Origin of the sequence: Streptomyces sp. NPDC051243 (genome assembly GCF_044455405.1) — a bacterium.
GTDB lineage: Bacteria > Actinomycetota > Actinomycetes > Streptomycetales > Streptomycetaceae > Streptomyces.
In genome coordinates, this window is record NZ_JBITES010000019.1 from 45,421 (window position 1) to 67,029 (window position 21,609).

Annotated in this window: 16 protein-coding genes and 1 pseudogene; 9 read left to right on the plus strand and 8 right to left on the minus strand. The window is 71.3% G+C overall.

The features are described from left to right. Positions 1-79: 79 nt before the first annotated feature. The 5 genes from ACIBAG_RS37830 to ACIBAG_RS37850 are packed head-to-tail and all read left to right on the plus strand — an operon-like array spanning position 80 to position 12,414. On the plus strand, positions 80-943 hold the full coding sequence (locus tag ACIBAG_RS37830) for a DUF4132 domain-containing protein (protein WP_399111696.1): 864 nt from the start codon (positions 80-82) through the stop codon (positions 941-943). Further along, positions 940-5,883, plus strand: a complete 4,944-nt coding sequence (locus ACIBAG_RS37835) for a DNA-binding protein (RefSeq protein ID WP_399111697.1) — start codon at positions 940-942, stop codon at positions 5,881-5,883. Before ACIBAG_RS37830 ends, ACIBAG_RS37835 begins: the two co-directional genes overlap by 4 nt. Positions 5,884-5,942: 59 nt before the next feature. Then, a complete protein-coding gene (locus ACIBAG_RS37840; RefSeq protein ID WP_399111699.1) occupies positions 5,943-7,082 on the plus strand; it encodes an AAA family ATPase in 1,140 nt (379 codons plus the stop codon). Next, positions 7,079-10,582, plus strand: coding sequence for a DUF5682 family protein (locus ACIBAG_RS37845; RefSeq protein ID WP_399111701.1), 3,504 nt, complete (start codon positions 7,079-7,081; stop codon positions 10,580-10,582). Before ACIBAG_RS37840 ends, ACIBAG_RS37845 begins: the two co-directional genes overlap by 4 nt. Positions 10,583-10,587: 5 nt before the next feature. Next, positions 10,588-12,414: a hypothetical protein gene (locus tag ACIBAG_RS37850; protein WP_399111919.1), complete on the plus strand. Its 1,827-nt coding sequence runs from the start codon at positions 10,588-10,590 to the stop codon at positions 12,412-12,414. A gap of 36 nt (positions 12,415-12,450) precedes the next feature. Here ACIBAG_RS37850 and ACIBAG_RS37855 read toward each other — a convergent pair whose 3' ends face one another. Then, entirely contained in the window at positions 12,451-13,266 is an 816-nt protein-coding gene (locus tag ACIBAG_RS37855) for a DUF4240 domain-containing protein (RefSeq protein WP_399111703.1), read from the minus strand. A 666-nt stretch (positions 13,267-13,932) separates the two neighbouring features. Here ACIBAG_RS37855 and ACIBAG_RS37860 point away from each other — a divergent pair. Beyond that, positions 13,933-14,115, plus strand: a pseudogene (locus ACIBAG_RS37860) (transposase); the annotation flags it as partial. 29 nt (positions 14,116-14,144) lie between these two features. Here the strand turns inward: ACIBAG_RS37860 and ACIBAG_RS37865 are convergent. The 6 genes from ACIBAG_RS37865 to ACIBAG_RS37890 form a co-directional block, all read right to left on the minus strand. Further along, positions 14,145-14,300, minus strand: a complete 156-nt coding sequence (locus ACIBAG_RS37865) for a hypothetical protein (protein ID WP_399111705.1) — start codon at positions 14,298-14,300, stop codon at positions 14,145-14,147. Positions 14,301-14,559: 259 nt separating this feature from the next. After that, the gene (locus tag ACIBAG_RS37870; protein WP_399111706.1) at positions 14,560-14,688 is read right to left on the minus strand and encodes a hypothetical protein; all 129 of its coding nucleotides are present in this window, start codon (positions 14,686-14,688) and stop codon (positions 14,560-14,562) included. Between the two features lie 52 nt (positions 14,689-14,740). Then, complete coding sequence (locus ACIBAG_RS37875; RefSeq protein WP_399111708.1) at positions 14,741-15,214, minus strand: hypothetical protein; 474 nt, start codon at positions 15,212-15,214, stop codon at positions 14,741-14,743. Between the two features lie 117 nt (positions 15,215-15,331). Next, positions 15,332-15,898: a DUF4291 domain-containing protein gene (locus tag ACIBAG_RS37880; RefSeq protein WP_399111710.1), complete on the minus strand. Its 567-nt coding sequence runs from the start codon at positions 15,896-15,898 to the stop codon at positions 15,332-15,334. Between the two features lie 498 nt (positions 15,899-16,396). Further along, on the minus strand, positions 16,397-16,888 hold the full coding sequence (locus ACIBAG_RS37885) for a hypothetical protein (protein WP_399111712.1): 492 nt from the start codon (positions 16,886-16,888) through the stop codon (positions 16,397-16,399). Further along, complete coding sequence (locus ACIBAG_RS37890; RefSeq protein WP_399111713.1) at positions 16,878-17,792, minus strand: hypothetical protein; 915 nt, start codon at positions 17,790-17,792, stop codon at positions 16,878-16,880. Before ACIBAG_RS37890 ends, ACIBAG_RS37885 begins: the two co-directional genes overlap by 11 nt. Between ACIBAG_RS37890 and ACIBAG_RS37895 the strand changes: the two genes are divergently transcribed. Beyond that, positions 17,793-17,957 carry a hypothetical protein gene (locus tag ACIBAG_RS37895; protein WP_399111714.1) on the plus strand — a complete coding sequence of 55 codons (165 nt, stop codon included), beginning with the start codon at positions 17,793-17,795 and terminating at the stop codon, positions 17,955-17,957. Positions 17,958-19,519: 1,562 nt separating this feature from the next. Here the strand turns inward: ACIBAG_RS37895 and ACIBAG_RS37900 are convergent. Then, a complete protein-coding gene (locus ACIBAG_RS37900) occupies positions 19,520-20,170 on the minus strand; it encodes a hypothetical protein (protein ID WP_399111715.1) in 651 nt (216 codons plus the stop codon). Between the two features lie 57 nt (positions 20,171-20,227). On the opposite strand from ACIBAG_RS37900, the gene ACIBAG_RS37905 reads away from it, so the two are divergent. After that, positions 20,228-20,758 (plus strand): hypothetical protein, encoded by a 531-nt coding sequence (locus tag ACIBAG_RS37905; RefSeq protein ID WP_399111717.1) that lies wholly within the window; start codon positions 20,228-20,230, stop codon positions 20,756-20,758. 180 nt (positions 20,759-20,938) lie between these two features. After that, complete coding sequence (locus ACIBAG_RS37910) at positions 20,939-21,523, plus strand: hypothetical protein (RefSeq protein WP_399111719.1); 585 nt, start codon at positions 20,939-20,941, stop codon at positions 21,521-21,523. Positions 21,524-21,609: the final 86 nt, after the last annotated feature.

Here is a 21,609-nt window from a genome sequence, read left to right on the forward strand (position 1 = left end):
GCTCATCGTCACGCTGAGTGCCGGATCCCGGCCGAGCTGTGTCGATCTCGAGTTTCCTTGAAGCGGAAGGCGGGGGCCGGTGGGCTGGCTTGCGGCGGGCGACGGATATGAAGTCGCCCTGGTGGAGGGCCGGGTGGCGGCCAAGGCCACCTCCGGCCGGGCGGCGGGGCGGCAGTTGAAGTCGCTGCCGAAGGCGCTCAAGGACCATCCGGAGGTCGAGCGGCTGCGCCGGTTCGCCGAGTGGCTGGACCGGCACGCGGCGGCCTGTGTGGCGCAGGTGGACACCTGGATGGTGTCGGCGCTGCCGGTGCCCACGGAACTGGTGGTCCGCGTCTGGCCGGACGAGGCCTGGCAGTCGGCGCTGCGTGACCTCGCGGTGGTGGGCGACGACCCGGACGAGGTCGGCTTCCTGCGCGGCGTCACCGAGTCGGGCGAGCTGCGCGTGGTCGACCTCGACGGCGAGACCGTACGGCTGTCCCCCCGCACGGTGACGCTGCCGCACCCGGTGCTGCTGGCGGACCTGGACGACCTGCGGGAGTTCGCGGCGGAGCTGGGGATCGTGCAGCGCGTCGAGCAGATCCACCGGGCGACCTGGCGCAGACCGGCCGACCTGGACGCCAAGGCGACGCAGGTCTCGGAGTTCGCCGGAGGCTGGTTCCCCACGCGCTCCGCGCTCGCCGCGCGAGCCACCTCCCTCGGCTACCGGGTGTCGGGCGCCCGGGCCACCTGCCGGGTGCGCGACGGGGTGCACACCGTCGAGGCAGCGATGTGGATCGGCGAGCCCTGGGACTACCAGGCGTCGACCGGCCCGCTGTCCTGGCACGGCTCGGACGGCCGGGCACTGCGGCTCGCGGACGTCGGCCCGGTGGCCTGGTCGGAGGGAATGCGGATGGCGGCGGCGCTGTACGCCGGGCGCGAGATCGAAGAGGAGACGGGCGCGTGAGCGGGGGAGCGCAGGTGTCGTACGAGGAACTGCTGGCGGCCGGTGCGGTGCTGCCGCGCGGTACGGAAGGCGCCGGGGAGCGGGCGGTGCCGCTGACGGCACGGTCGTACACACACCCGGGTCTTGACGATCGGGTGGTCGTGCGGCTGGTCGCCGCGGAGTTGGGCGCGGCGGAGGACCTGGCCGCCGGTTTCCTGGGTCTGGAACCGGACGCGGAGCCGGCCGAGGTCGGGCTGGGGGCGCGCCAGGCGCTGGGCTTTCCGGAGTGGGTGCTGGCGCACCACCCGGAGGACGGTCATCACGCGCTGGCGGTCGTCCAGGACCTGGAGCGGATCGCCCGCCGGGCGAAGTCCCGGCCGAAGGCCGCTTTGGACGACTACCGGGAGCTGGCCCGGCAACTGGCCGTCGCCGTACCGCACTTCCTGCCGACGTTCTACGAGCAGGCCGCGCGGGTCTTTCTGTCCGTGGAGAACCCGACCTATGCGGCGCAGATGTTCGGCCGGGCCCGCGAGGCCGAGGCCGAGTACGGGCTCGCGGTGGACGAGGAGCGGCTGGACGCCGTGTTCCTGGAGTTCGCCCTCGCCGGGGCGCTCACGGCGGCAGCGCTGTCCGGGTACGCGAAGGAGCTGGCGGTCCGGGTTCCCGCGGCCGAGGCCCTGGAGCGCTTCACCCGGTTGTGCGTACGGCGCACCATGGGCGGGCTCGTGCCGTCCGCCCAGCTGGCGACCGAGGTGCGCAGACTGGCCCGTGCCGCGGGGCGGGACGGGGGCGAGGTCGAGCAGGCCTACCTGGCCGACCTGCTCGCACTGTCCGCCACGGCGAAGGCGGCGCCCGGCTGGTGGAAGTCCCACCGGACGGCCGTCGTCGCGCTCGCCCGGCGTGAGTCCGCGGTGCGTGGCGCGCTGCTGAGCCTCATGCCCGACTCCGGCGACCGTGCCGTACTGCAGATGTGGCTGGACATCCTGGAGGAGTCCGGGGCCCTCGTGGGGCTCTGGGACGACACGCTGCCCGACCAGGAGCGGCCGCAGGACGGTACCGCGGGCTGGTTCATCCGATTCCTGGCGTTCCAGGAGCGGGCCCAGCCCTGGCACGAGCCCTCGCAGCTGCCCGCCCTGTACCGGATCGTGGAGCGCGCCGCCGACGTGCTGCGCACCGAACTCACCGAGTCGGGGTGGCAGTTGCGGGCGGAACATGATCTGGACCTGCTGGATCTGCTGCTCACCTTGGGCGTGCCCGTCGCCGCATGCGACCGACTGTTCCCGCACGGGTGGGCGAAGGGCGAGGACCGCCGTGACCTGCTTGCCCTCGCCGCCGACGGACGGTTCCGGGACGCCTTCCGCGAAGGCGCCGACTCCTCCTTCAGCGGTGACGAGGACGACCTGGACACGATCCGGGTCCTCGCCCAGTCGCCCGGCGGCCGGCTGATGCTGGCCGACTGGGTGCGCGAGGTCGCGCGGCGTTCCAGCGCCGCCGGACTGCCCGGTCTCCCCGACGCGTTGAAGCGGCTGAAGTGGCTGCCCGCGGAGGCGCTCATGCTCGCCGAGGACGAGATGCGGAAGGTGGCCGCCACCGACCTCGCCCCGCTGCTCGCCCGCACGCTGAGGGCCGGGCTCATCGACGAACTCGGCTGGCCCGCCTGGGAAGAGGCGGCCAGGGACCTCGTCCGCAAGGAGAACGTCGAGGACCTGTACGTCGCCGACGCGTGGCCGTATCTGATCACCGCAGGTTCCGCGCAGGTCCGGGTGATCGGCGTCGAGGGCACCGTGCTCACCCATGATCTGCGACTTCCGGATCAGGGCACTGTCGGCTACCCCGGGTTCCACTTCGTGGACGGTGAACTCCTCGTCCACTGGCTGACCCACGACCACGGAATGCGCGGGTACTGGCACCACAGCCCCGACCGGGTCCTGTCCCTGGCGGGCGCCTTCGCCCCCCGGGGTGTTCAGATGAACTGGTACCGGGAGGACATCGGTGTCCCGACCCTGCCCCTGCCCGGCGGCGGACGGACAACCGGCGCCGGTGTCCTGCACCGTGGTGACACCACCGTGCCCGCGGAGGGGCAACTGCTTGGTGACGGCACCTCGTACTGGACCTGGGACGGGGACGGCTGGTTCGAGTACGACCCTCCCAGCGGGCAGCTCGGCCGCAAGAGCGCGCCGGCTTTCCTCGCCGACGCCTACGGCGAGGGCACCTGGGCGCCGGGCTCGCTGGCGCCCTACCCCTTCGACGAGGTCACTCCCGCCGGGGTGCCGGTGAACGGGCTGCTGGGCTGGCGCGCGGTGCGCCGGCCCGACCGCTCCTGGCACGGCGAGGATCTGGCCGGACGCCAGGTCTCCGTGCCGGAGGAGCGGGGGATGCCGTACGCCGCGGTGCTCTTCCCCGGCGCCGACCGAGTCTTGGCCGTCGTCCGCGACGGTTGGCGCATCGAACTCGTCGACGCGGACGGAGTCGTCACGGCCTCCGCGACGGTGGACGGCGCTCCGGGCGACTTCGCTGCAGGCACCCCCCTCCTTCCACCGCTGCGGTACTGGCACTGCCTGCGACCCCGCGACCCACAGGGCTCCGCCGCACTGCGCCGGATCGACGACGAGACGGCGCGTGCGCTGCTCAGGGCACCCGAACTCGGGGAAGCCGTAGGGGAGTTGTTGCCTGAGGTCACCGACAAGGCGCTGCGGGCGGGCGTCATCGGAGTGCTGCGGTACGCCGTCGAGCAGCAGAAGGTCCTCGACGCGGCGGCGACCCGCCTGACCGCGGAACTCGCCGGCAGCCACGAGGACGAGGGCCCCGCCGGGCCGTCCGACCAGCTGCTGCGCGCCGCACTCAGCGGCCTCGACGGCTCCCGCGGCAACTGGTACCACTACACGGCCGACCGGGACAACGTGTTCCGGAGGCTACGGGTCCTGAAGCGGGCGGTGCGCGCGGGTGACGACGCGCGCGGGTCCCACGACTCCGCGGCGTCCCCGCACGCGACCGACACCTCCGCGGCGGCCCCGCACGCGACCGCCACCCCCGCAGCACCCTCGCGCGCCGCTCACGGCCCCGCACCGACCCCGCGCCTGCACCTCGACGGCCCCGAACTACCCGACGGCTACCTGTACATGGAGCCCACTGCCGACTTCTTCACGGCGGCGGCGTTCCGGGTCGCGTCGCCGACCACACCGCCGGAGCACCGGGAGGCCCTGGTGGCGCTGTTGCGGGAGTTCGAGGCGCTCGGGCTGGCCTCGACCGCAGAGCCCGCGCGCTGGCGTCGGGTCTCCCTCCACATCGACGCCCGTCAGCTGCGTACCCCGAGCGGCGAGTGGCGCGAGGGAAGCTGGCGGGGAGTGCTGCCGCTGGACGGCGGTGCCTTCCTCGCGGTCACCGCGTGCACCTCGCGCAGTGAAAGCGGCGGCTGCGACTTCGAAGCGCTCTTCCACGACCCGTCCGGCCGCTTCGAGGTTCCCGCCCCCTACAAGGTCGAATCCGTTCACGTCGTCGGCGAGGACCGCGCGGCTGACTGGCTCGCGGCGTTCCTCGCCGAGCTCGACGAGCGGGGACCGGCCCCGTGGATCCCGGCCGCGGCCGAGGAGTTCGCCCGGCTGACCGGGGTCACCCTGACCATGGCCCGACTGCTGGTGGCGGGACTGCCGCAAGTCGACAGCAACGACCGGTCGTTCCTGAGCGCCGAGGTGCGGGCCGTGCTCGGCGTGAAGGTCACGGACGCCGCCCTGGCCAAGGACGAACTGCGCAAGACCACCCCCGCGGTCCTCAGGGCTGTCGTCGCCGCGCTGCTGCCCCGGGACCCGGCCCGGCTGTGGACGGACGGCCCCGACGTGGCGGCCGCCGCGGAGGTTTGGAACAGCAAGGTCGGCAAGCGCATGGTCCTGCCCGAGGCGCTCCTCGGCGAGATGCAGCGCACGCTGAAGGCCGAGCCCTGGACGCTGGCCGCCCTGCTCGACCCCGCCTCCGAGTCCCGCCTGAGCCGAGACCTGGAGTGGGCGGTGACGGGGGACCGGGTCGGTCCGGTCGGCGAGGACACCGTCGGGTTCACCGCGGCCACGCTGATCGACTCGGTCGTCGTGGCCGCCTGGCTGGCACACCGGCTGCCCGTCGGCGACCCGGTCCGCGCCGCGCTGCCCGCCGCCCTGGACGCGATACGTGACCGGCTGGCCCACCCCGGGCTGATGCTCGACCTCGTCACGTACGTCGACCTGTCCGACTTCCGCAAGGCGGCCGGCCAACCCACCGAAACCGGGGAGGGATTCGAGCGATACGGCGCGATCGTCATGGCCACTCAGGACTACCGGCCCGCCCCCGCCCTGCGCGTCGCGCTCCTCGACGCGGACGGCCAGGACCCGTATCTGCCCGCGCTGCGCCTCGCACAGGACGGTGCTCCGTTCCCGGCGGAGGTGTCGCTGCGTCTGGCCCGCGCCCCGCACTTCGCGGCACTCGTCGCCGACCCGGGCGACCCGGTCGCGGGCGAGCGCGGCAAGGACGGCACCTGGTACCCGCAGGACCCCGCCCGCTCCGTGCCGGAACTGGTGACCGAAGCGGCGAAGGAGTACGGCATCGGCGAGGACGCCGCCGCCCTCTACCTGATGCTGCTCGCGATGCCCGACCCCACCGACCGCAACACGTCCCGCTGGACCGGCTGGAAGCCCGCCCGCCTCAAGGCTGCCCGCGCCGAACTGGCCGCCACCGACCTGGTCGTCGGCGGCAGCCGCTCCCGCGCCGGACGCTCACTATTCCTGCCGGGCGGCTGGGAGGCCCTGCCTTCCCCACGCCTCCCGCTGGAGCAGTGGAAGCTACCGCTGTACGGCGAACTCGCCCAGGGCCGCGTGGGCCTGCTCGTGCCGACCGAACCGGCACCCGATCTGTACCGCCGGGCCTGGCAGCGGATCCGGGAGGGCGACGTGCCGCGCTTCGAGGAACTGAAGGTCAAGAGCGGACGCCGCCGCTGACGCCGCACCGACAGCAAGGACGGCCTCTTCCCGCTCGCACCGGACCAACAAGGACATTCATGAGCACCACGACTGCGTCGGCCCCTCCGGCCCGCCAGATTCTGCCCGCCGAGGAGCGCCACGCCACCGAACTCGCCTTCCTCGCCGCCCACGACGAGGGCCCCCGTCCACCGGGCTGGGCGCTGACCCCCCGTGCCGTCGTCACCTTCATCTGCGGCAGCGACGGCAAGGCACTGCAAACGCCGGGACAACGGCTCGTCATCGCCCCCAAGTTCGTCGGCGAACGCGCCCTCGTCGAGCGCTGCGTGGTCACCCTCGCCGGTGAACGCGGCCTGCTGCTCGTCGGCGAGCCCGGCACCGCCAAGTCCATGCTGTCCGAGCTGCTGTCCGCCGCCGTGTGCGGCACGAGCGCGCTCACCGTGCAGGGCACGGCCGGCACCACCGAGGACGCCTTCCGCTACGGCTGGAACTACGCCCTGCTGCTCGCCCAGGGCCCGACCCGGCAGGCGCTCGTCGACTCCCCGGTCCTCAGCGCCATGCGCACCGGCAGGGTCGCCCGCGTCGAGGAGATCACCCGCTGTCTGCCCGAGGTGCAGGACGCCCTGGTGTCGATCCTGTCCGACCGGCGCGTCAGCGTCCCCGAACTGTCCGGCACGGACGACGCCCAGGTGGCGGCCGCACCCGGCTTCACGGTCATCGCCACCGCCAACCTCCGTGACCGGGGCGTCTCCGAGATGTCCGCCGCCCTCAAGCGGCGCTTCAACTTCGAGACCGTGCAGCCCATCGCCGACGCCGAGGCCGAGGCCGCGCTCGTCCGGGGCCAGGCGGTCGCCGCCGTGCAGCGGGCGGGCGCGGCCTTCGGGGTGGACGACGCCGTCCTCGACGTACTCGTCACCGTCTTCCGCGACCTGCGCACCGGCCGCTCCGCCGAGGGCTGGGACGTCGAGCGACCCGGCACGGTGATGTCCACCGCCGAGGCCGTGCAGGTCGCCACCTCACTCGGGGTCGCCACGGCCTACCTCCCGGCCGGGGACACCCTCGACCTCGTCCCCGGCCACCTCCTCGGCGTGGTCCGCAAGGACGACCCCGCCGACCACGCCCGCCTCCTCGGCTACTGGGACGGACCCGTGCGCCGCCGCGCCGAGGACGGCTCGGCCCTGTGGCGCCGCCTGTGGGACCTGCGGGAGACCCTCCGGTGACGGTCTCCTGCGGCACTCAGCGGGAACCTCGGGCCGCCGTCAAGGCCCTCGCGGACTCCGTACGGCCGTACCTCCTCGGCGTACGCCATCACAGCCCTGCACTCGCCGCCGTCGTGCCCGCCCTGCTGGACTCGTCCGGCGCCGAGGTCGTCTGCGTGGAACTGCCGGCCGACTTCCAGCCCTGGCTCGTCCATCTCGCCGCCCCCGGTACGGTCGCGCCCGTCGCCCTCGCCGGAGCACGGGAGGACGGACGCATCGGCTTCTACCCCTTCGCGGACTTCTCCCCGGAGCTGGCCGCCGTCCGCTGGGCTCGTGCGCGCGGCGCCGAAGTCCTTTGCTGCGACCTGCCGTTGACCGACCCCGGCTGGGGTGCTGTCGGGCCCGCCGGGGCCGGTGCCACACGGACTGTCTTCGCCGACGCCCTCACCGCCGCCGGCACCGGACGCGACGGCGACGACCTGTGGGACCGCGCGGTGGAGGTACTCGCCCCCGGAAGCACCCCGGAGGCGGTACGCCGTGCGGCCCTCGGCGTCGGGTGGGCGTTGCGCCGGGACGCGGAGGCCGCCGGGGGAGTGGCGGCCGTGGATCTGGCACGGGAGGCGTACATGCGGTCCGTGCTGGCGGAGGCCGGCGCGGACGGGCGACGGGTCGCGGCGGTGGTCGGGGCGTTCCATGCCCCGGTGATGATGGCCGGGGAGGGAACGGTGCCGGTCGGCACCGGTGGCGTTCCGTGCCTCGGCACCGAGAGCGCGTCCCCCGTCGTCACCTCCTTCGTCCCCTACGCCTTCGATCTGCTGGACTCGCGTTCCGGCTACCCCGCGGGCATCCGCGATCCCCGCTGGCAGCAGGCGGTGTTCGCCGCCGCCGGGGATCCGGACCGGGCGCGCGACGCCGCCGCCTACGCGATCACCGACGTGTGCCGTGCGCTGCGGACAGCCGGACACACGGCGGGCACGGGCGAGGCCACCGAAACGCTACGGCTGGCGTGTGACCTGGCCCGCCTGCGCGGCCTACCCGCCCCCGGGCGCGGGGAGTTGCTGGAGGCGCTGACGACCGTACTGGGCCAGGGCGAACCACTGGGCCGAGGCCGAGCCCTCGCCCGGGCCGTGGAAGGGATCCTCGTCGGCAGCGGCTGGGGCAGGGTTGCCCCCGGCACCCCGCGCTCCGGGCTCGGACCGGCCGTCGAGGCCGAACTCGCCGCGCTGCGGCTGCCCGGCCCGGACGACCCCGGACCGCGTGAGATCCGGCTCGACCCGCTCCGCTCCGACCTCGACCGCCGCCGCGAAGTGCTGTTGCAGCGACTCGCGGTGTGCCACGCGCTCTACGGCGAACCCGTTGAGGTGGCCGGCACGGGCGACGGCACCGCGCTCACCACCCGGTGGAGGGTGTCGTGGACCCCGTCGGTTCCCGTACGACTGGACCTGGCCGGTATTCGCGGCGTCACCGCCGCCCAGGCCGCCGAGGGGACCTTGCGCGATGCGTACAGGCACGAGACCGCCGCCACCTGTGCCCATGTCATCGGTGGGCTCTTGGCCGCCGCGCGCTGCGACCTGCCCGGCCTGGTCGCCGACCGCCTGGCCGACGCCGCCGAGATGCTGCCCTCGGCCGCCACTCTCCCCGAACTCCTCGAAGCGCTGGACCTGTTGGAGGCGCTGCGTCGGGGGCACCTGCCCGGCAGCACGCCCGACCGCGACCAGGAAGTGGCCGAACTGGCCGACACCCTGCTGGAAGCAGCGGTCCGTGCCCTGCCCGGACTGGCCGGCAGCGACCGGCCCGAGGACGCCGCCGCCCTGATCGCCCTGTCGGCCCGCGCAGGCGAGCAGCGCCTCGGCCTGCGCCTGGACGACGCCCTCGACTCCCTGGCACGCACCGGCTCGCCACTCGTCCAGGGCGCTGCCCTGGCCGCCCGGGTCCTGCTCGACCTCGACGCCGCCGACACCCTGGGCACCCGCGTCGCCGGCTGGATCGACACCGCCACCGACCCGGACGGGCGGCGCCGACTGACCCGGCTGCTGACCGGCCTGCTCGGCGCCACCGCGCCCCTCCTGGAATCGTCCCCCGCCGCCCTGGACCCGCTGCTCGACCGCGTCGACGCCCTCGCCGACCAGGACTTCCTGGACCGACTCCCCGCCCTGCGCGGCGGCTTCGACACCCTCACCCCGGCCGGACGCGACCGGCTCCTCGCCACCGTCACCGAACGCCTCGGCGACCGGATCGACCTGACCCTGATCGCCCCGCCCGAACTCCTGGCGATGTGGACGGCGGCGGACGCGGCCGGACTGGCCGAACTGACGGCACTGGGACTCCCCGTGCCGGCCTCCGGCGGGGCGGCACCGGAAGCCCCCGCACCGGTAGCGCGGCCCACGCCCACGTCCCGTCTCACCCCCGCCGACCGCTGGCGCCTGCTTCTCGGCCGGGAGACCGACCGTCTCCCGGACTCCGCCCGCCGCTACGCGCACGCCCTCGACGAGCTCTACGGCTCCGGCCGCGGCGAGGGATCCGTCGACCTCGGCCAGAGCGGAGGAAGAGGCGGAGGGGGCGGTCAGGAGGCGTCCTTCCCCTCGGCCCGGGAGTGGGGTGAGGAACTCACCGCCCTGTTCGGCGAGGAGGTCCGCGAGGAGGTCCTGGCGCAGGCCGCCGAGCACGGCCGTAGTGACGTCCTCGCCGAACTGGACCCCGCCGCCGTACGCCCGTCGGTCGAGTTGCTCACCTCCGTGCTCTCTCTCGCTGGCGGCATGCCTGAACAGCAACTGGCCCGGCTGCGCCCGCTCGTCCGCCGCCTCGTGGACGAGCTGGCCCGGGAGCTCGCCACCCGTCTGCGCCCCGCGCTGACCGGCCTGGCCACCCCGCGCCCCACCCGCCGCCCCGGCGGACGGCTCGACCTGCCCCGCACCCTGCGCGCCAACCTCGCGCACACCCGCGGCTTGGCCGACGGCAGGACGGTCGTCGTACCCGAGCGGCCGGTGTTCAGCACCCGCTCGCGCCGAGAGGCGGACTGGCGGCTGATCCTCGTGGTCGACGTGTCCGGCTCCATGGAGGCGTCCGTCGTCTGGTCCGCGCTCACCGCGGCCGTCCTCGGCGGAGTCCCCACCCTCTCCACCCACTTCCTCGCCTTCTCCACCGAAGTGATCGACCTGACGGACCGGGTCGACGACCCGCTGTCGCTGCTCCTGGAGGTCCAGGTCGGCGGCGGCACCCACATCGCGGCCGGACTCGCCCACGCCCGCTCCCTGGTGACCGTCCCCAGCCGGACCCTCGTGGCGGTGGTCAGCGACTTCGAGGAGGGCTACCCGCTGGCCGGGCTCCTCGGCGAGGTACGCGCCCTCGCCGCCTCGGGGGTGCACCTGATGGGCTGCGCTGCCCTGGACGACACCGGCACCCCGCGCTACTCCGTGCCGATCGCCCGGCAACTCGTCGCCGCCGGCATGCCCGTCGCCGCCCTCAGCCCCCTCGCCCTCGCCCGCTGGGTGGGCGACCGCCTGCGCGGAGAACCCCGATGATCCCGATGACCCCCCAACTGCCCCCGGCGGCACCCGACGTGGTCGCCGCCGCCGTCGAGGGCCTGACGTCCCGGCTGCGCAAGAAGCTGGACGCGGCGGTCGAGTCGTACGCCGCGCTTCCGGTCGCCGACTTCGACGGCGTCCTCCGCGTCAGGTGCGGGGAGGACGCGGAGGTCAGCCTCACGCCGGGCCCGTCCGGTGTGCTCATGGATGCCGAACAGGCGGTGTGCAGCTGCCTGTTGGCTCCTCGGTGCCTGCACCGCGCAGCGATCCTGAGCGCATGCCCGGTTCCGGGGCCGTCCACCGCCGTCACGGCCCCGAAGACCACGGAGGACGAGAACGAGCCGCCCCACGCGGAGGCCGCCCCCGGCAAGGTGGCCGCTGTGGCCGTCACTCCCGCCCAGGTGAGGGCCGCAGCCGGGCTCAGGACAGCCGCAGCCGCCGTACTCGCCGAGGGAGTTCCCGCCGCCGGAGCCGTGTCACAGGCGGAACTGCTGCGGGCCGCGCACGCCGCCCGGCTGGCCGGGCTGCACCGCGCGGAGGCGGCGGCGCTGCGTGTCGTACGCGGCCTGCGCGCCGCCCGCGCCCGCGAGGACGGTCACCGCCTCGCAGACCTGGTCACGGCCCTGCGCGAACTCCTTCTGACCACACACCGGTTGACCGCGGCCGGCCCCGACCCGGCGCTCGTCGGCACGGCTCGCCGCAGCTACCGTCCCGGCGGTGCGCTGAAGGTCCTCGGTGTCTGCCGGGAGCCGGTGATCAGCGCCACCGGCTACGGCGGTGTCGTCACCCACCTGGTAGCCGAGGACGGCCGCTGGTTCTCAGTCGCCGACGTCAAGCCTGGCGGCCCGGCCCGGGCCAGGGCCGCCGCGACGGCACCGGTCGCGCTCGGCTCCGGCGCCCTCGACCACGCCCGGCTCGCCCGCGGCGGCCTGCTGATCTCCGGCGCCACGATCTCCCCGGAGGGCCGTCTCGGCTCCGGCAAAGGCGTCCGGGCCACACCCGTCGCCGGACTGCCCTGGACGTCCGGTCCATTGGGTGCCCTCTTCGGCCGTCCACTGCGTGAGGTGGTGGCGGCCCGCCTAGCCACGGTTGCCGAGGCGATGGACGACGCGGCCCGGGCGCCGATCGGTTGCGACCTCGTCATAGTGGGCGCCGCGGGAGACCGCCTGCTGGCCCGCGAACTGCTGCCGGGTGCACCGGAAGACGGCCCGCTGATCCGCCTCCTGCCTGCCAACAGCCACCCCGACCTCGCCCACACCGCCAACTTCGCCCAACTCGCCGCCCGCCCGGGCATCCGCATCCGAGTCATCGGCCGCCTGGACCCCGACCGCGCGGCCACCCTCCGCCCCCTGGCCGTCGGCCCGGTACCGGACACCGAGGCCACACTGCGCCTGCCCACGGACTGGCTGGACCGCGCCGACCTGGGCTACGACCGCCTCCGGGGCGTGCACTTCCCGCCACCCGACGCGCTCCCACCCGTACCGGAGCCGGCTCACGACCAGGCGGACCCACTTGCCGACTCCCCCCTGTGGCGGATGCGCCGCCTGGTCGAACTCGCCGTCGCCGGAGGCCGCCGCGCGGTAGCCGAACCGGCCCGGGACGGCGACCGGCAGGGCAGCGCGGCCGCACTGCGCCGCGGCGGACTGGCCACCATGGCCGACCTGGCCACCGCCCTCACAGCCGAGGCCGACCGCCGCACCCGCGACACCTTCGGCCGCCTGAGCGCCCCCGACGCCGACCGCTACGCCCTGGTCTGGCTCAGCGCGGCGATCCATCTCGCAGGTGCCGAGCGGGCGTTGGTGCGGGCGACATGGTGCAGCCCGCTGTGAAGACCGCCTCCTGGAGCGCTGCTGTCGACCGTCCCGTCATAGCCGCTCCAGCGACCTCGTGCACGGTCGGCCGTGGCATGTCGAGGTGCGGTCGGTTGAGGTGTCGGGTGAGGGCCCGGCAGTTCCTGAGGTGCGCGATGCCGTGCCCGACGCGGATGGGGCGTGAGGAGCGTGCCTTGCGTTGCTGCTCGTGGCGGTCCTCGTAGCAGGCGGGAGCGAACTTCTCCGTCTGGTAGTGGTTGGCGCCGTTGTGCCGAGCCCGATGCTTGAACTCAGTCGAGGAAGGGGGGAGAGCGCCGCAAGCCGTGGGAGGCGGAGCCGTATCTGCTCGGCATTCTCGGGATCCCATTCCTCCCCCAACGGTTTATCCGGACGCGCCATGTCCTTAACCGCAGCCTCGACTGCTGCATCGAAATAGTCGGTCTCTCCTTGGATCTTTTCGTATGCGTCCTGAATCAGATAACTCAAACTCTCGTAGCCGATCCAGCCGCCTTCCTCGCGGCACATACGGGCAACCGTAGGCACGTCGGCAAGGCTGTCGGGATTTGTCACGGCACGGCTGAACGTGTCACGCCCGAGAAGAATCAGTCCGCCGCGGAAGTCCATGAAGCCATCGTTCGTCCAGCTGCCCTCGATCAGATAGGCGGCCATGCACAAGGGATACGTGTATGCCAAGTCGCTCACTTCGACGTGCTTGGCATAGAAGTCAACGATCTCGGCGGGCTCCAGTGTGGAAAGAACGTTGACCAGGGCCTGCGGCAGTGGATCATCTGGACCGTCGCGGTCGTCGGCACGGTCACCGACTGCGGCTCGAGCCGTGTCGACAAGGCGCCACCAAGTATCCATCTGCATGCCAGTGATCATAGACAGGCCTACTCGCACCCACCTGCCCACACAGGCAACCCTGGCTGAAGTTCAGTAGCAAAGTGCGTAGTTCCACCGACCCATCCCACCTCCGACTCCGCCTGCCCCTCCTCACCCGCCGATGCCGATTACAAACAGCGATGACAGCGGCGCCGAAGTCAAGGGTTGGCCGTCTCAGGGACCCAGTGACATCAATTCTCATAGACATTGATCATGCAGATGCATCGCAGCTGAATCCCAAACACACGTTGAAGCGACGTCCCTGCAAAGCGACACAGTCAGACCATGGCCTTCACAGCGTTCTGCGAGGTCTTTCCGGAGACGAACTCGTTCCGGTCCTTATGGCCTGCGACCGGGCGTCGCACGCGGAGTACGCAGCCGGACATCCGGCACGCCGGTGCATCCCCAGCGCGCCAGCGAGGAGTGTGACGGTGTCCGGCGCCCGCTGCTGTGGACCCGGCTCGACCACCTGAGTGTTCAGAAGATCTGGGCGGCGGACCAGGGCTTCGCCCATCGACTTGTCGATGAACCACTCAGATCCTCGGCCACGAGCTGGCGATCGTCCATAAATGCGTATTTACGATCCCAGGTGCGGCGATCAACGCCGCGAAGTCGGGGGCGTCCTCGTCGGTTCCCGCCCGGCTATTGCGCTAGGAGTACGACGCTCACGCGCGCCGCTACCTGTCGGGCGGCCATTTCTGGTCCGGCTCGTACTTCGCCGGAAGCTGCGGGGGAGCGCCACTGATCATCGTGGGCCAGGACATCGAGACCCAGTACCGGCCCCGGGCTGAGGCGAACAGTGCTGACGCGCGCTCACGCGCGGGTCCGAGGTCCTGAGACGCGCATGCCCGGTGCCGCTGTCCGGGTCAGTCGCGGAAGTGGGCAGCGTCCCTGCGCCGACGGTCCACCTCGACGGCGAAAACGTCCGGTCGGCTGTAGTGGCCGGCCGGATCGAAGGTCTGACGCTCCTCCCGGACTCGGGCGAAGTCCAGATCGGCGATGACCAGACGCTCCTCGTCCACGACCGGCTCGACGATCCAGGTGCCGTCCGGCGCCGCAACGGCAGAGTCACCACGGCAGTAGTCGGTTACGCCGGCCCGCTCCGGGGTTGGGTGGTGAATGTCGGGAGACTGGATCAGGCCGCGTTCGAGGTGGGGTACGTCAGTGAGGACTGCGTACGCCGTCGCGAACCGTTGTCGGCATGCTGGACGTTGAGGTTCGAGCGGTTGCCTCCGGTGCGTACGGTCAAGTCCTAGCAGGGCAGAAGTCCGTGACACGTGACTACTGGGCGGCCACGACGGCCGGGCAGCTGTCCACCGGCGCCCGGCGCGAGAGGTACGAGACCGTCCTGGCCTCCTCGGAGACGATGATCCGCTGGACGATGATCGGCGTGATGGTTCGCCGGCCCACCCCGGGGTCGAGCGGCAACCCGGCAAGGCCCGCGACCGCCCGTAAGGTCGGCTCAGGTGTCGTAACAACCGTCCCAGGGAGGGTAGAAGCCCAGGCCGTCCGGATGGAGCTCCGCGCCCACGCCGTCGGCGGCTTCATCCTGTTCCTCCAGGACCAGACCGAACAGGGCCCCCTCGAACCGAACGGCGAAGGGTGCGATCGCGATGTCCTGGTACTGCCGCTCAGGCAAGGCATCCAGCCACTCGCCGAGCAGCTGCTCGGCCGCAGTGATCGCCTTCTGCTCACCGTCCGCCGTGGTGCCGGTGAACTGAATGCGTGAGTCCAGGTGCCGACCAGCCTCGTCGAACTGATGGAGCACAGCGCACCAGCGCTTTTTCGCCTGCCAGTCGTCGCTGCTCCAGTCACTCCAGCCCTCGGGAAAGGCCGCGGTGACCGAGGCGAAGAACTGGCCGCCCTGCCAGCGCCCGATGGTGCTTGTGTGGTAGTCAGGCTCGTGTCTGATCGGTATGACATCGGGAATGCTCATGGGCGAACCGTAGCCGCTGCCTCTGACAACGGGTGGCGGCGACCTCGGCCGACGTCAAAGAGATCTCAAAAGCGGTCCGAGGCCGCCCCAGGCGACTGTCCCCTCGCCAGATGGCCCTCATCTGCTCGGGGAAAGGAGACTCTCCAGCGTCCGTGGTAGTGGGTACACGCGCTCCGCGGGGAGTAGCCGCTGCGCTTTGGCGGCCTGCCCGGTCTGTGTCAGTGTCGCGGCCTTGCGTACCTGAGGGGTGAGGTCGGTGAGGCTGACAATCCAGTCATCGGTGAACGTGCGGATCAGATTGCGGCCGATGCCGACCTGGATGCTGTAGTGGTTCAGTGCCGCTCCGCGCAACGAGCGTTCCGGGTCCCACTGGACATGTACGGCTGCCTGGGCCACAGCTGCCGGATCCGCGGTCGTGAGCACGGCCTGGGACAGTGCTTCCTCCCAGCCCTCCCGGGTTATCCGCACTGCGAGAACGCGCTCTTGACCGGGTTTGCGGGCCCAGTTGCTGCGATGCATGAGCCACAGGAATGAGGGCTTGATCCACGTCATCCTGTGAAAGGAGAACGGCGCAACGAAGCGGCCCGCTCGCAGCGCTGCCTCGGCTATGGCAGGCGAGTATGCCTGGTAGACCACGATCGTGTTGGCGTCGTAGTTCGCGCGAATCTGGTACTGGGGTGCCATGAGCCGTACCCTGCCATCCGTGCAACTCGCATTGCGAACCATTTTCCCGGCCCCGGCCGGTTCGAATGTGCCGGTTCAAGTCAGGCGAATTATTGAGAAAATCGACGGACTGTGGATTGGCGGCATGCCGGGGCAGCTAGTGGCTTCATCGGTGAAATTACGTAATCGGCTACGTAAATCGTGCGGTGGGGACATCGGGTCGGCGGTGGCGTGTCGGTGGGGTCTGGTTGGATCCGGGCATGGCTGATGCTTCGCATGTTGAAGCGGGCCCGGTGACCGAATCCTTCGTGGCGGCGGGCCGCGGGCGGCTTCGGCGGCGGCTGTGCCGGTCAGTTCGGTGTGTTCGTGCGCGTCGACCATGGCGCGGTATTGCTCGCCGCGGGCAAGAACTTGTCCGCTCTCGACCTCTGCGCGGATCCGGAGTCGCTGGTGCCTGATGGTGGAGTCGGGTTTGGGAACTCTTGGAAGTCCTCGGCCAGGGCGGCCCCGAAACGCTGGTCACAGGTAGTCGAAGAAGCGGGTCCACCACCTCGGAGGGTACTTGGAGTAGTGGGGTCCGAGGTTGCTGACGCCGTCGTATGGAGTCCAGAGCAGGTGCTCGGAGACGGAGATGTAGCCGAGTGCTTCGAGTTCGCCGCCGATGCGGTGCCGGTCAGCAGTCTCGAAGAGGATGTTCTCCTCTTCCTCGGCGTAGCTTCCAGGATTGCCGAGCGTGACAGCGGCCAGGTTCCCGAAGTTGCTGACGGTTACCGTGATGTGGTCCCCGCTGTGGGTTGAGCCCTGCGGGATCACGATCGTTCCGTGGTGGCTTGCGTCCTCGACGCCTCGATCAACTGAGCACGTGCACTGGAACCGCTGGCCCAGACGGGACGCGAGCTGCTCAAACAGTGCTCGAGTGGCCGCGTGGTCGTAGCCGCGGGGGAACTCCAGGTGGTCTGGGTCGTCGAGTTGCCTGAGCAGCGCCCAGGTGCGCCGGTCGTCAAGGGGCATGTGCGTCCTCCTTGCTGGTGGCGGGTGCCTCGTTGAACTGATCTCGGCTGTGTAGACGCCCCAGTCTCCAGCGGCGGCCCGCTGCCATTGACGGCGGCGGTGACCTCGATGCCGAGGGTGCGGGCAAGACCGCGGCGGGCAGGTCGGTGGCGAGCTGGAACAGGGCGGTCGAGCGGCTTAACAAGAGCCGGATGCCGAGTTTACGGAGCCGTTCGCCCATGGCCCAGGCACTGCTCGGGCGGCCGGGTCGGCCGCCGGGGAAGAACCAGGGCGAGTCTGTCCAGCCGATGACGGCATGGCTGCGGCGAACCTCGGCCTGTTGGAGGGACAGGTAAGCGACGGGTGCGGGCAGGTCAGCCGGGACGGCACCGAGGGGAATGCGGACGGCTGCCTCCGTCGCCTCGATGCGGTCGGCGGTGAGGCGGGAGAGCGCTGCGGGCCATCCGGCATGGAGGAGCAACAGCGGTCCCGCAAGGCGGTCTTCGGACTTGAGAATGTCGTCGTGCAGCAGGCGGCGGGCGCCGGCCCAGCGGGCCTCGATGTCCATCGACGGGGAGGGGCCGTTGCATCGCTCGGCCGGGACGGTGAGATCGCGGGCGATCCTCTGGGAGAGGGCCCGGCGCACGAAATGGCCTGCCTCCTGGCGAAGACGGGCGTCGCCGCTGGTCGTCCAGCGCTCAAGGTCGGTCCGGCGGCCGGTGGCAAGGGCCAGGTTGTGGCCCGTGAGCCAGTTCAGGAGAGAGACGGCCGCCCGCAGATGTTGCCTCGCGACCTGGAGCTGGCAGTGCGTGATGTCCTTGCCTCGGCTGTGGCGGCGAAGCCGTCGTAGGGGGTCCCGGGTCGAGTACCGGAGCAGGATTCTCCGCCCCTCGACGGTCGTGTAGCAGGTGACGAGGTCCTTCACGTGCCGTTCGAGGCGGACCGTCTGCTCGTCGCGTTTCGGCAGGACTTCGGTGACGACGAGGACGCTGCGGAGGTGTTCGACGACCTTGCCTTCGGGGAGTTCGTCCAGGACTTCGTGGGTGAGGGGCGGCGGCCCGAGCCGACGATCAGGCCTCTAGTCTGCTGAGTTGCCTTCCGCACCGCAGATGCTTCCTACCGATCCGCCGAGCCGGCCACGGAACAGTCGAGGATCCGCCCGTCCACCATGCCGGGCAGCCACGGTACGCCCCGTTGGTCGGACGCCGAACAGCCCGTACGGCGCTGCTCTCCGGGGGGCGTGCGATCAGAGCCGTACGGGCAAAATCGATCACGCGCTCCGGTCGGGACGCGAGCATTGGGGGAACCCCCATATGTGCCGGTGACGTTCGGCGCCACTCGTGCGAGGACAGAGACCAGCGGCGACGCCCGGCCGGTATACGTATCCCGGTTACGTGGTTCTCCGGATGTGTCGGTGATGCCGGGGGGCTTGACTCGGCTTACGCCGGAAAGATCCGCCTGCCTGCTCCGCGTCGGTTCTTGGGGCCACCGGGCGGTGTCGGTCGTATGCGCGCCGGGACAATGGCCGTGGCTGCCCCTGGCATTCCGCTCATCGGCGCGCGGAGCGCCGGGCGCCCGGGCGGACTGTGCCGGTTTCTCTCGTTGTCATGATGTGGAAGGCAGGGCCGATGGGACGGCTGCGGGTGGCGGCGACGCCAATACCTGGTGGCAGCAGACCCCACCTGCTCCGTGCCCGACCGGGTGACCGAGGTGGCCAGAGGAGTACGGCATCGGTACGGCCGCCGCCCCGCTGCATCTGGCGCTGCTTGCGACGCCCGGCCCCTTCGACCGTGATCCGGCCCCGTGGACCGGCCGGAAGCCGACTCGCGTGCCGGCTGCCCGTGCCAAAGCGGCGGCCGCCGGCCTGGTGGTCGTGGGCGGCCGGTCCCGGGCCGGACGCTCGCTGTTCCTGCCGCGCGGCTGGACGGAGCCCAGACCGGGATGCCTCCCGCTGGTGCCGTGGCAAGGGCCGCTGTACGGCGAACTGATCAGCGCTTCGAGACACTGCTGGCGTGCTCCTGCCACGCTGGCGTGCTCCTGCCACTCTGGCGTGCTCCTGCCACCTGAACCGGCCGCCGACCCGTACCACGGGAGCCTGGAGCGGGCCGGGGAGGACGACGCCCATGCTTGGAGGAGCCGAAGGGCGGCCAGGCGGTGGTGGCGCTGATGCATGACCCGGGCCACTGAACGGCCCGTACGCCGGGTGCGGCGCCCTTCCCCCGGGGGCCCGCACCCCCTCGCCGGGTGCGGCAACCACCCCCGGGGGTGCCGCACCCGGTCCGAGCCGGACACCTTCCCCAACAGCACTGAACCGACACGGACATCCATGAACCCCACCACGGCGGCGGCAGCCGGACCGGTACGCCAATCCCGCCCACCCGGCAGCACCAGGCCACCGAGCCTGTCTTCCTCTCGCCCCACGACGAGGCCGTCCGACCCGCTCCCCGGCTCTCCGCCGTGGCGATGGCGCCGCCCGGTCGAGCTCACCGTAGCCGGAGTCCGACAGGCGGTCGCTGAACCCGCGCGAGGCGACGACAGGCAGGGCAGTCCGGTCGTACGGCGTCGCAGCGGGTCCGGCGGCGTCAAGGCGGATCCGGCCTGTTGGCTCCGTCCGCAGTCCGGCGACGTCGGTCGCCCGGACCGCCCGCTCCGCTACCGAGGACCGGGCTGTTCCAGCACCGCGGGATCCACGAAGGCCGAGTCCCGGGGTGTGTCCGTGCGGAAGTCGCGCCCTGACTCCCATTCCCAGGACTCCTCCTCCTCACCCAGCCGCTCGATCATGTCGAAGAACCGGCTCTCGACCGGCCGCAGACCGGCAACCGTGTCCGTCAGATCCCGTTCGGAGACGAACCGTGCTTCGCTCTTTCCGACCGACAGCACCGCGAGCCACCCCGTGTCGTCGGCATCCCAGAGGTTGCCGCCGGTCTCGGCCCAGAACAACACGGTGTCCTCGGCGGCCTCGGACTTGAACTCGCCGGCGCCGGCGAACATGAGAAAGGCGGTGTGGACGTTCCACTGTTTATAGCCGAAGTAGAACAGATAGGCCTCCAGTGCTCCCTCGCGATACAACACGAGGCAGCCGTCCTGGGATGCACCGGAACAGGCCTTCTCGATCGCCTCGGAGAAGAATTCCCGGGGCGTGATTCCCCCGCCCACGGAATCCCATTCCCGGTCCGCACGCTCACCGTTCCAGTGCCACCCGTCGAACATGTCGGCCGGGTTGGCGATCCTGCTCACATCCGGTATCGGCGTGCTCAGCCACGCCTCGAAGCTGTCCCGTGACATCGGAATGCGCGCAGCCACCAGAAAAGTATCCGACACGACTTCCCCACCTTTCTTCTTCACTCACGCGGAGACGCAGTGCACATTACATACTCACCCGTCGCAGAACTCAACCTCCTCAAAGATTTCCAGGACAGGGTAGGTTACGAGAATTTCGCCCAGGGATTCGGTCTGACCGAATACGGGAACACCTCCGGCCTGTCGGCCTGGTCTGAGGATCCGGAATTCACCGGCCGCCTCATCCCCTTCGCCCAGGCCACCGGCGGCGGTTCCTTCTACGCACTGTGGCGCCTTGACGACCGGGAGGACTTGGCGACCCTGCCGGTGGTCGTCTTTGGGGACGAGGGCGGGGAGCACGTCGTGGCCCGCAATGTGCGGGAGCTGTTCCAACTCCTCGGCTTCGACGAGGAGATCAGCGTCGAGCACGAGAGGGCCTACTTCTACCGTGACGAGGACGAGCCGCACACCGACTGCCACGACGAGTACGTGGCCTGGCTCGACCAGCACTTCGGGCTGCCGGTGGCGCAGGACCCCGACGCCGTACTCGCGATGGCGCAGGCGGAGTTCGGCGGGCGGTTCGCGGACTGGATCCGCCCCTTCCTCCCCTGACCACAACCCCACCCCATGACGAACGAACAGAGTCAGAACAGAAGGTGAGTCCCATGCACGGAGTGCCGTTGACCGAGCAGGTCATCGAGGTGGTGCGGCGTGATCCGACAGCCAGCGCGCTGCCGTATCTGCTGCCGTACGTGAACGTGCCTTGGGTTGAGGGCGGGACCCCCCCGGCCGATGCCCGAGGGCGTACTCGCTGACCTCGCGTTCCCGTCCGGTCGCCCGCTCCCGCCGAGCCTGCGCGCCTGGCTGACGTACGACACCAGCCTGCTGCAGCGCCACCAGTGGTTCACCCCGGACGGAGGGTTCGCGCCACGGCCGCTGGACCAGGTGGTCTCGGACGAGACGGGCGACTTCTGGGGCACGGAGTTCTCCTGGCTGACCGGGCACCTTCCCGAGTGCTTCCTCCTCCCCGGCGGCTCGGACTCCCGGCGCATCCTGGCCGGGACCGAGCCGGACGAGGAGGGCGAGTACCCGGTGTTCGCCCTCGACCTGGACGACATGCCGTACCTGGGACTCATGTACCCGGGCTTCGACGTCTACCTGGCCGACACGGCGGGTCTGCTGGACCTGGGCAAACGGCAGACCTACACGGACCTGATCGACCACGGGGCCTACGGCCCCCGGATGCGCCGGCACGCCGCCCAGTGCTTCGCGGGGGAGACCTGCGTGGAGTACCCCTTCGAATCCGCGCCGCTGTTCGCGCAGCTGTACCCCGAGAAGGCCCTGCGCAGCCCCCGGCGCGGGAACACCGCAGGCTGACGCTTTCAGCCACTGCCGGACGGCCCGTTCTCCCGAAGCCGTCACGAAGTGACAAGTAACGCAGCATGCCGTCAGGGCCTTGGTCT

What these genes read in the sequence shown, in the direction of transcription:
- ACIBAG_RS37840 (WP_399111699.1), top strand. Translation starts at nt 5,943, where the DNA reads ATGAGCACCACGACTGCGTCGGCCCCTCCGGCCCGCCAGATTCTGCCC.
- ACIBAG_RS37850 (WP_399111919.1), top strand. Translation starts at nt 10,588, where the DNA reads ATGACCCCCCAACTGCCCCCGGCGGCACCCGACGTGGTCGCCGCCGCC.
- ACIBAG_RS37855 (WP_399111703.1), bottom strand. Translation starts at nt 13,266, where the DNA reads ATGCAGATGGATACTTGGTGGCGCCTTGTCGACACGGCTCGAGCCGCA.
- ACIBAG_RS37875 (WP_399111708.1), bottom strand. Translation starts at nt 15,214, where the DNA reads ATGAGCATTCCCGATGTCATACCGATCAGACACGAGCCTGACTACCAC.
- ACIBAG_RS37880 (WP_399111710.1), bottom strand. Translation starts at nt 15,898, where the DNA reads ATGGCACCCCAGTACCAGATTCGCGCGAACTACGACGCCAACACGATC.
- ACIBAG_RS37885 (WP_399111712.1), bottom strand. Translation starts at nt 16,888, where the DNA reads ATGCCCCTTGACGACCGGCGCACCTGGGCGCTGCTCAGGCAACTCGAC.
- ACIBAG_RS37910 (WP_399111719.1), top strand. Translation starts at nt 20,939, where the DNA reads ATGCCCGAGGGCGTACTCGCTGACCTCGCGTTCCCGTCCGGTCGCCCG.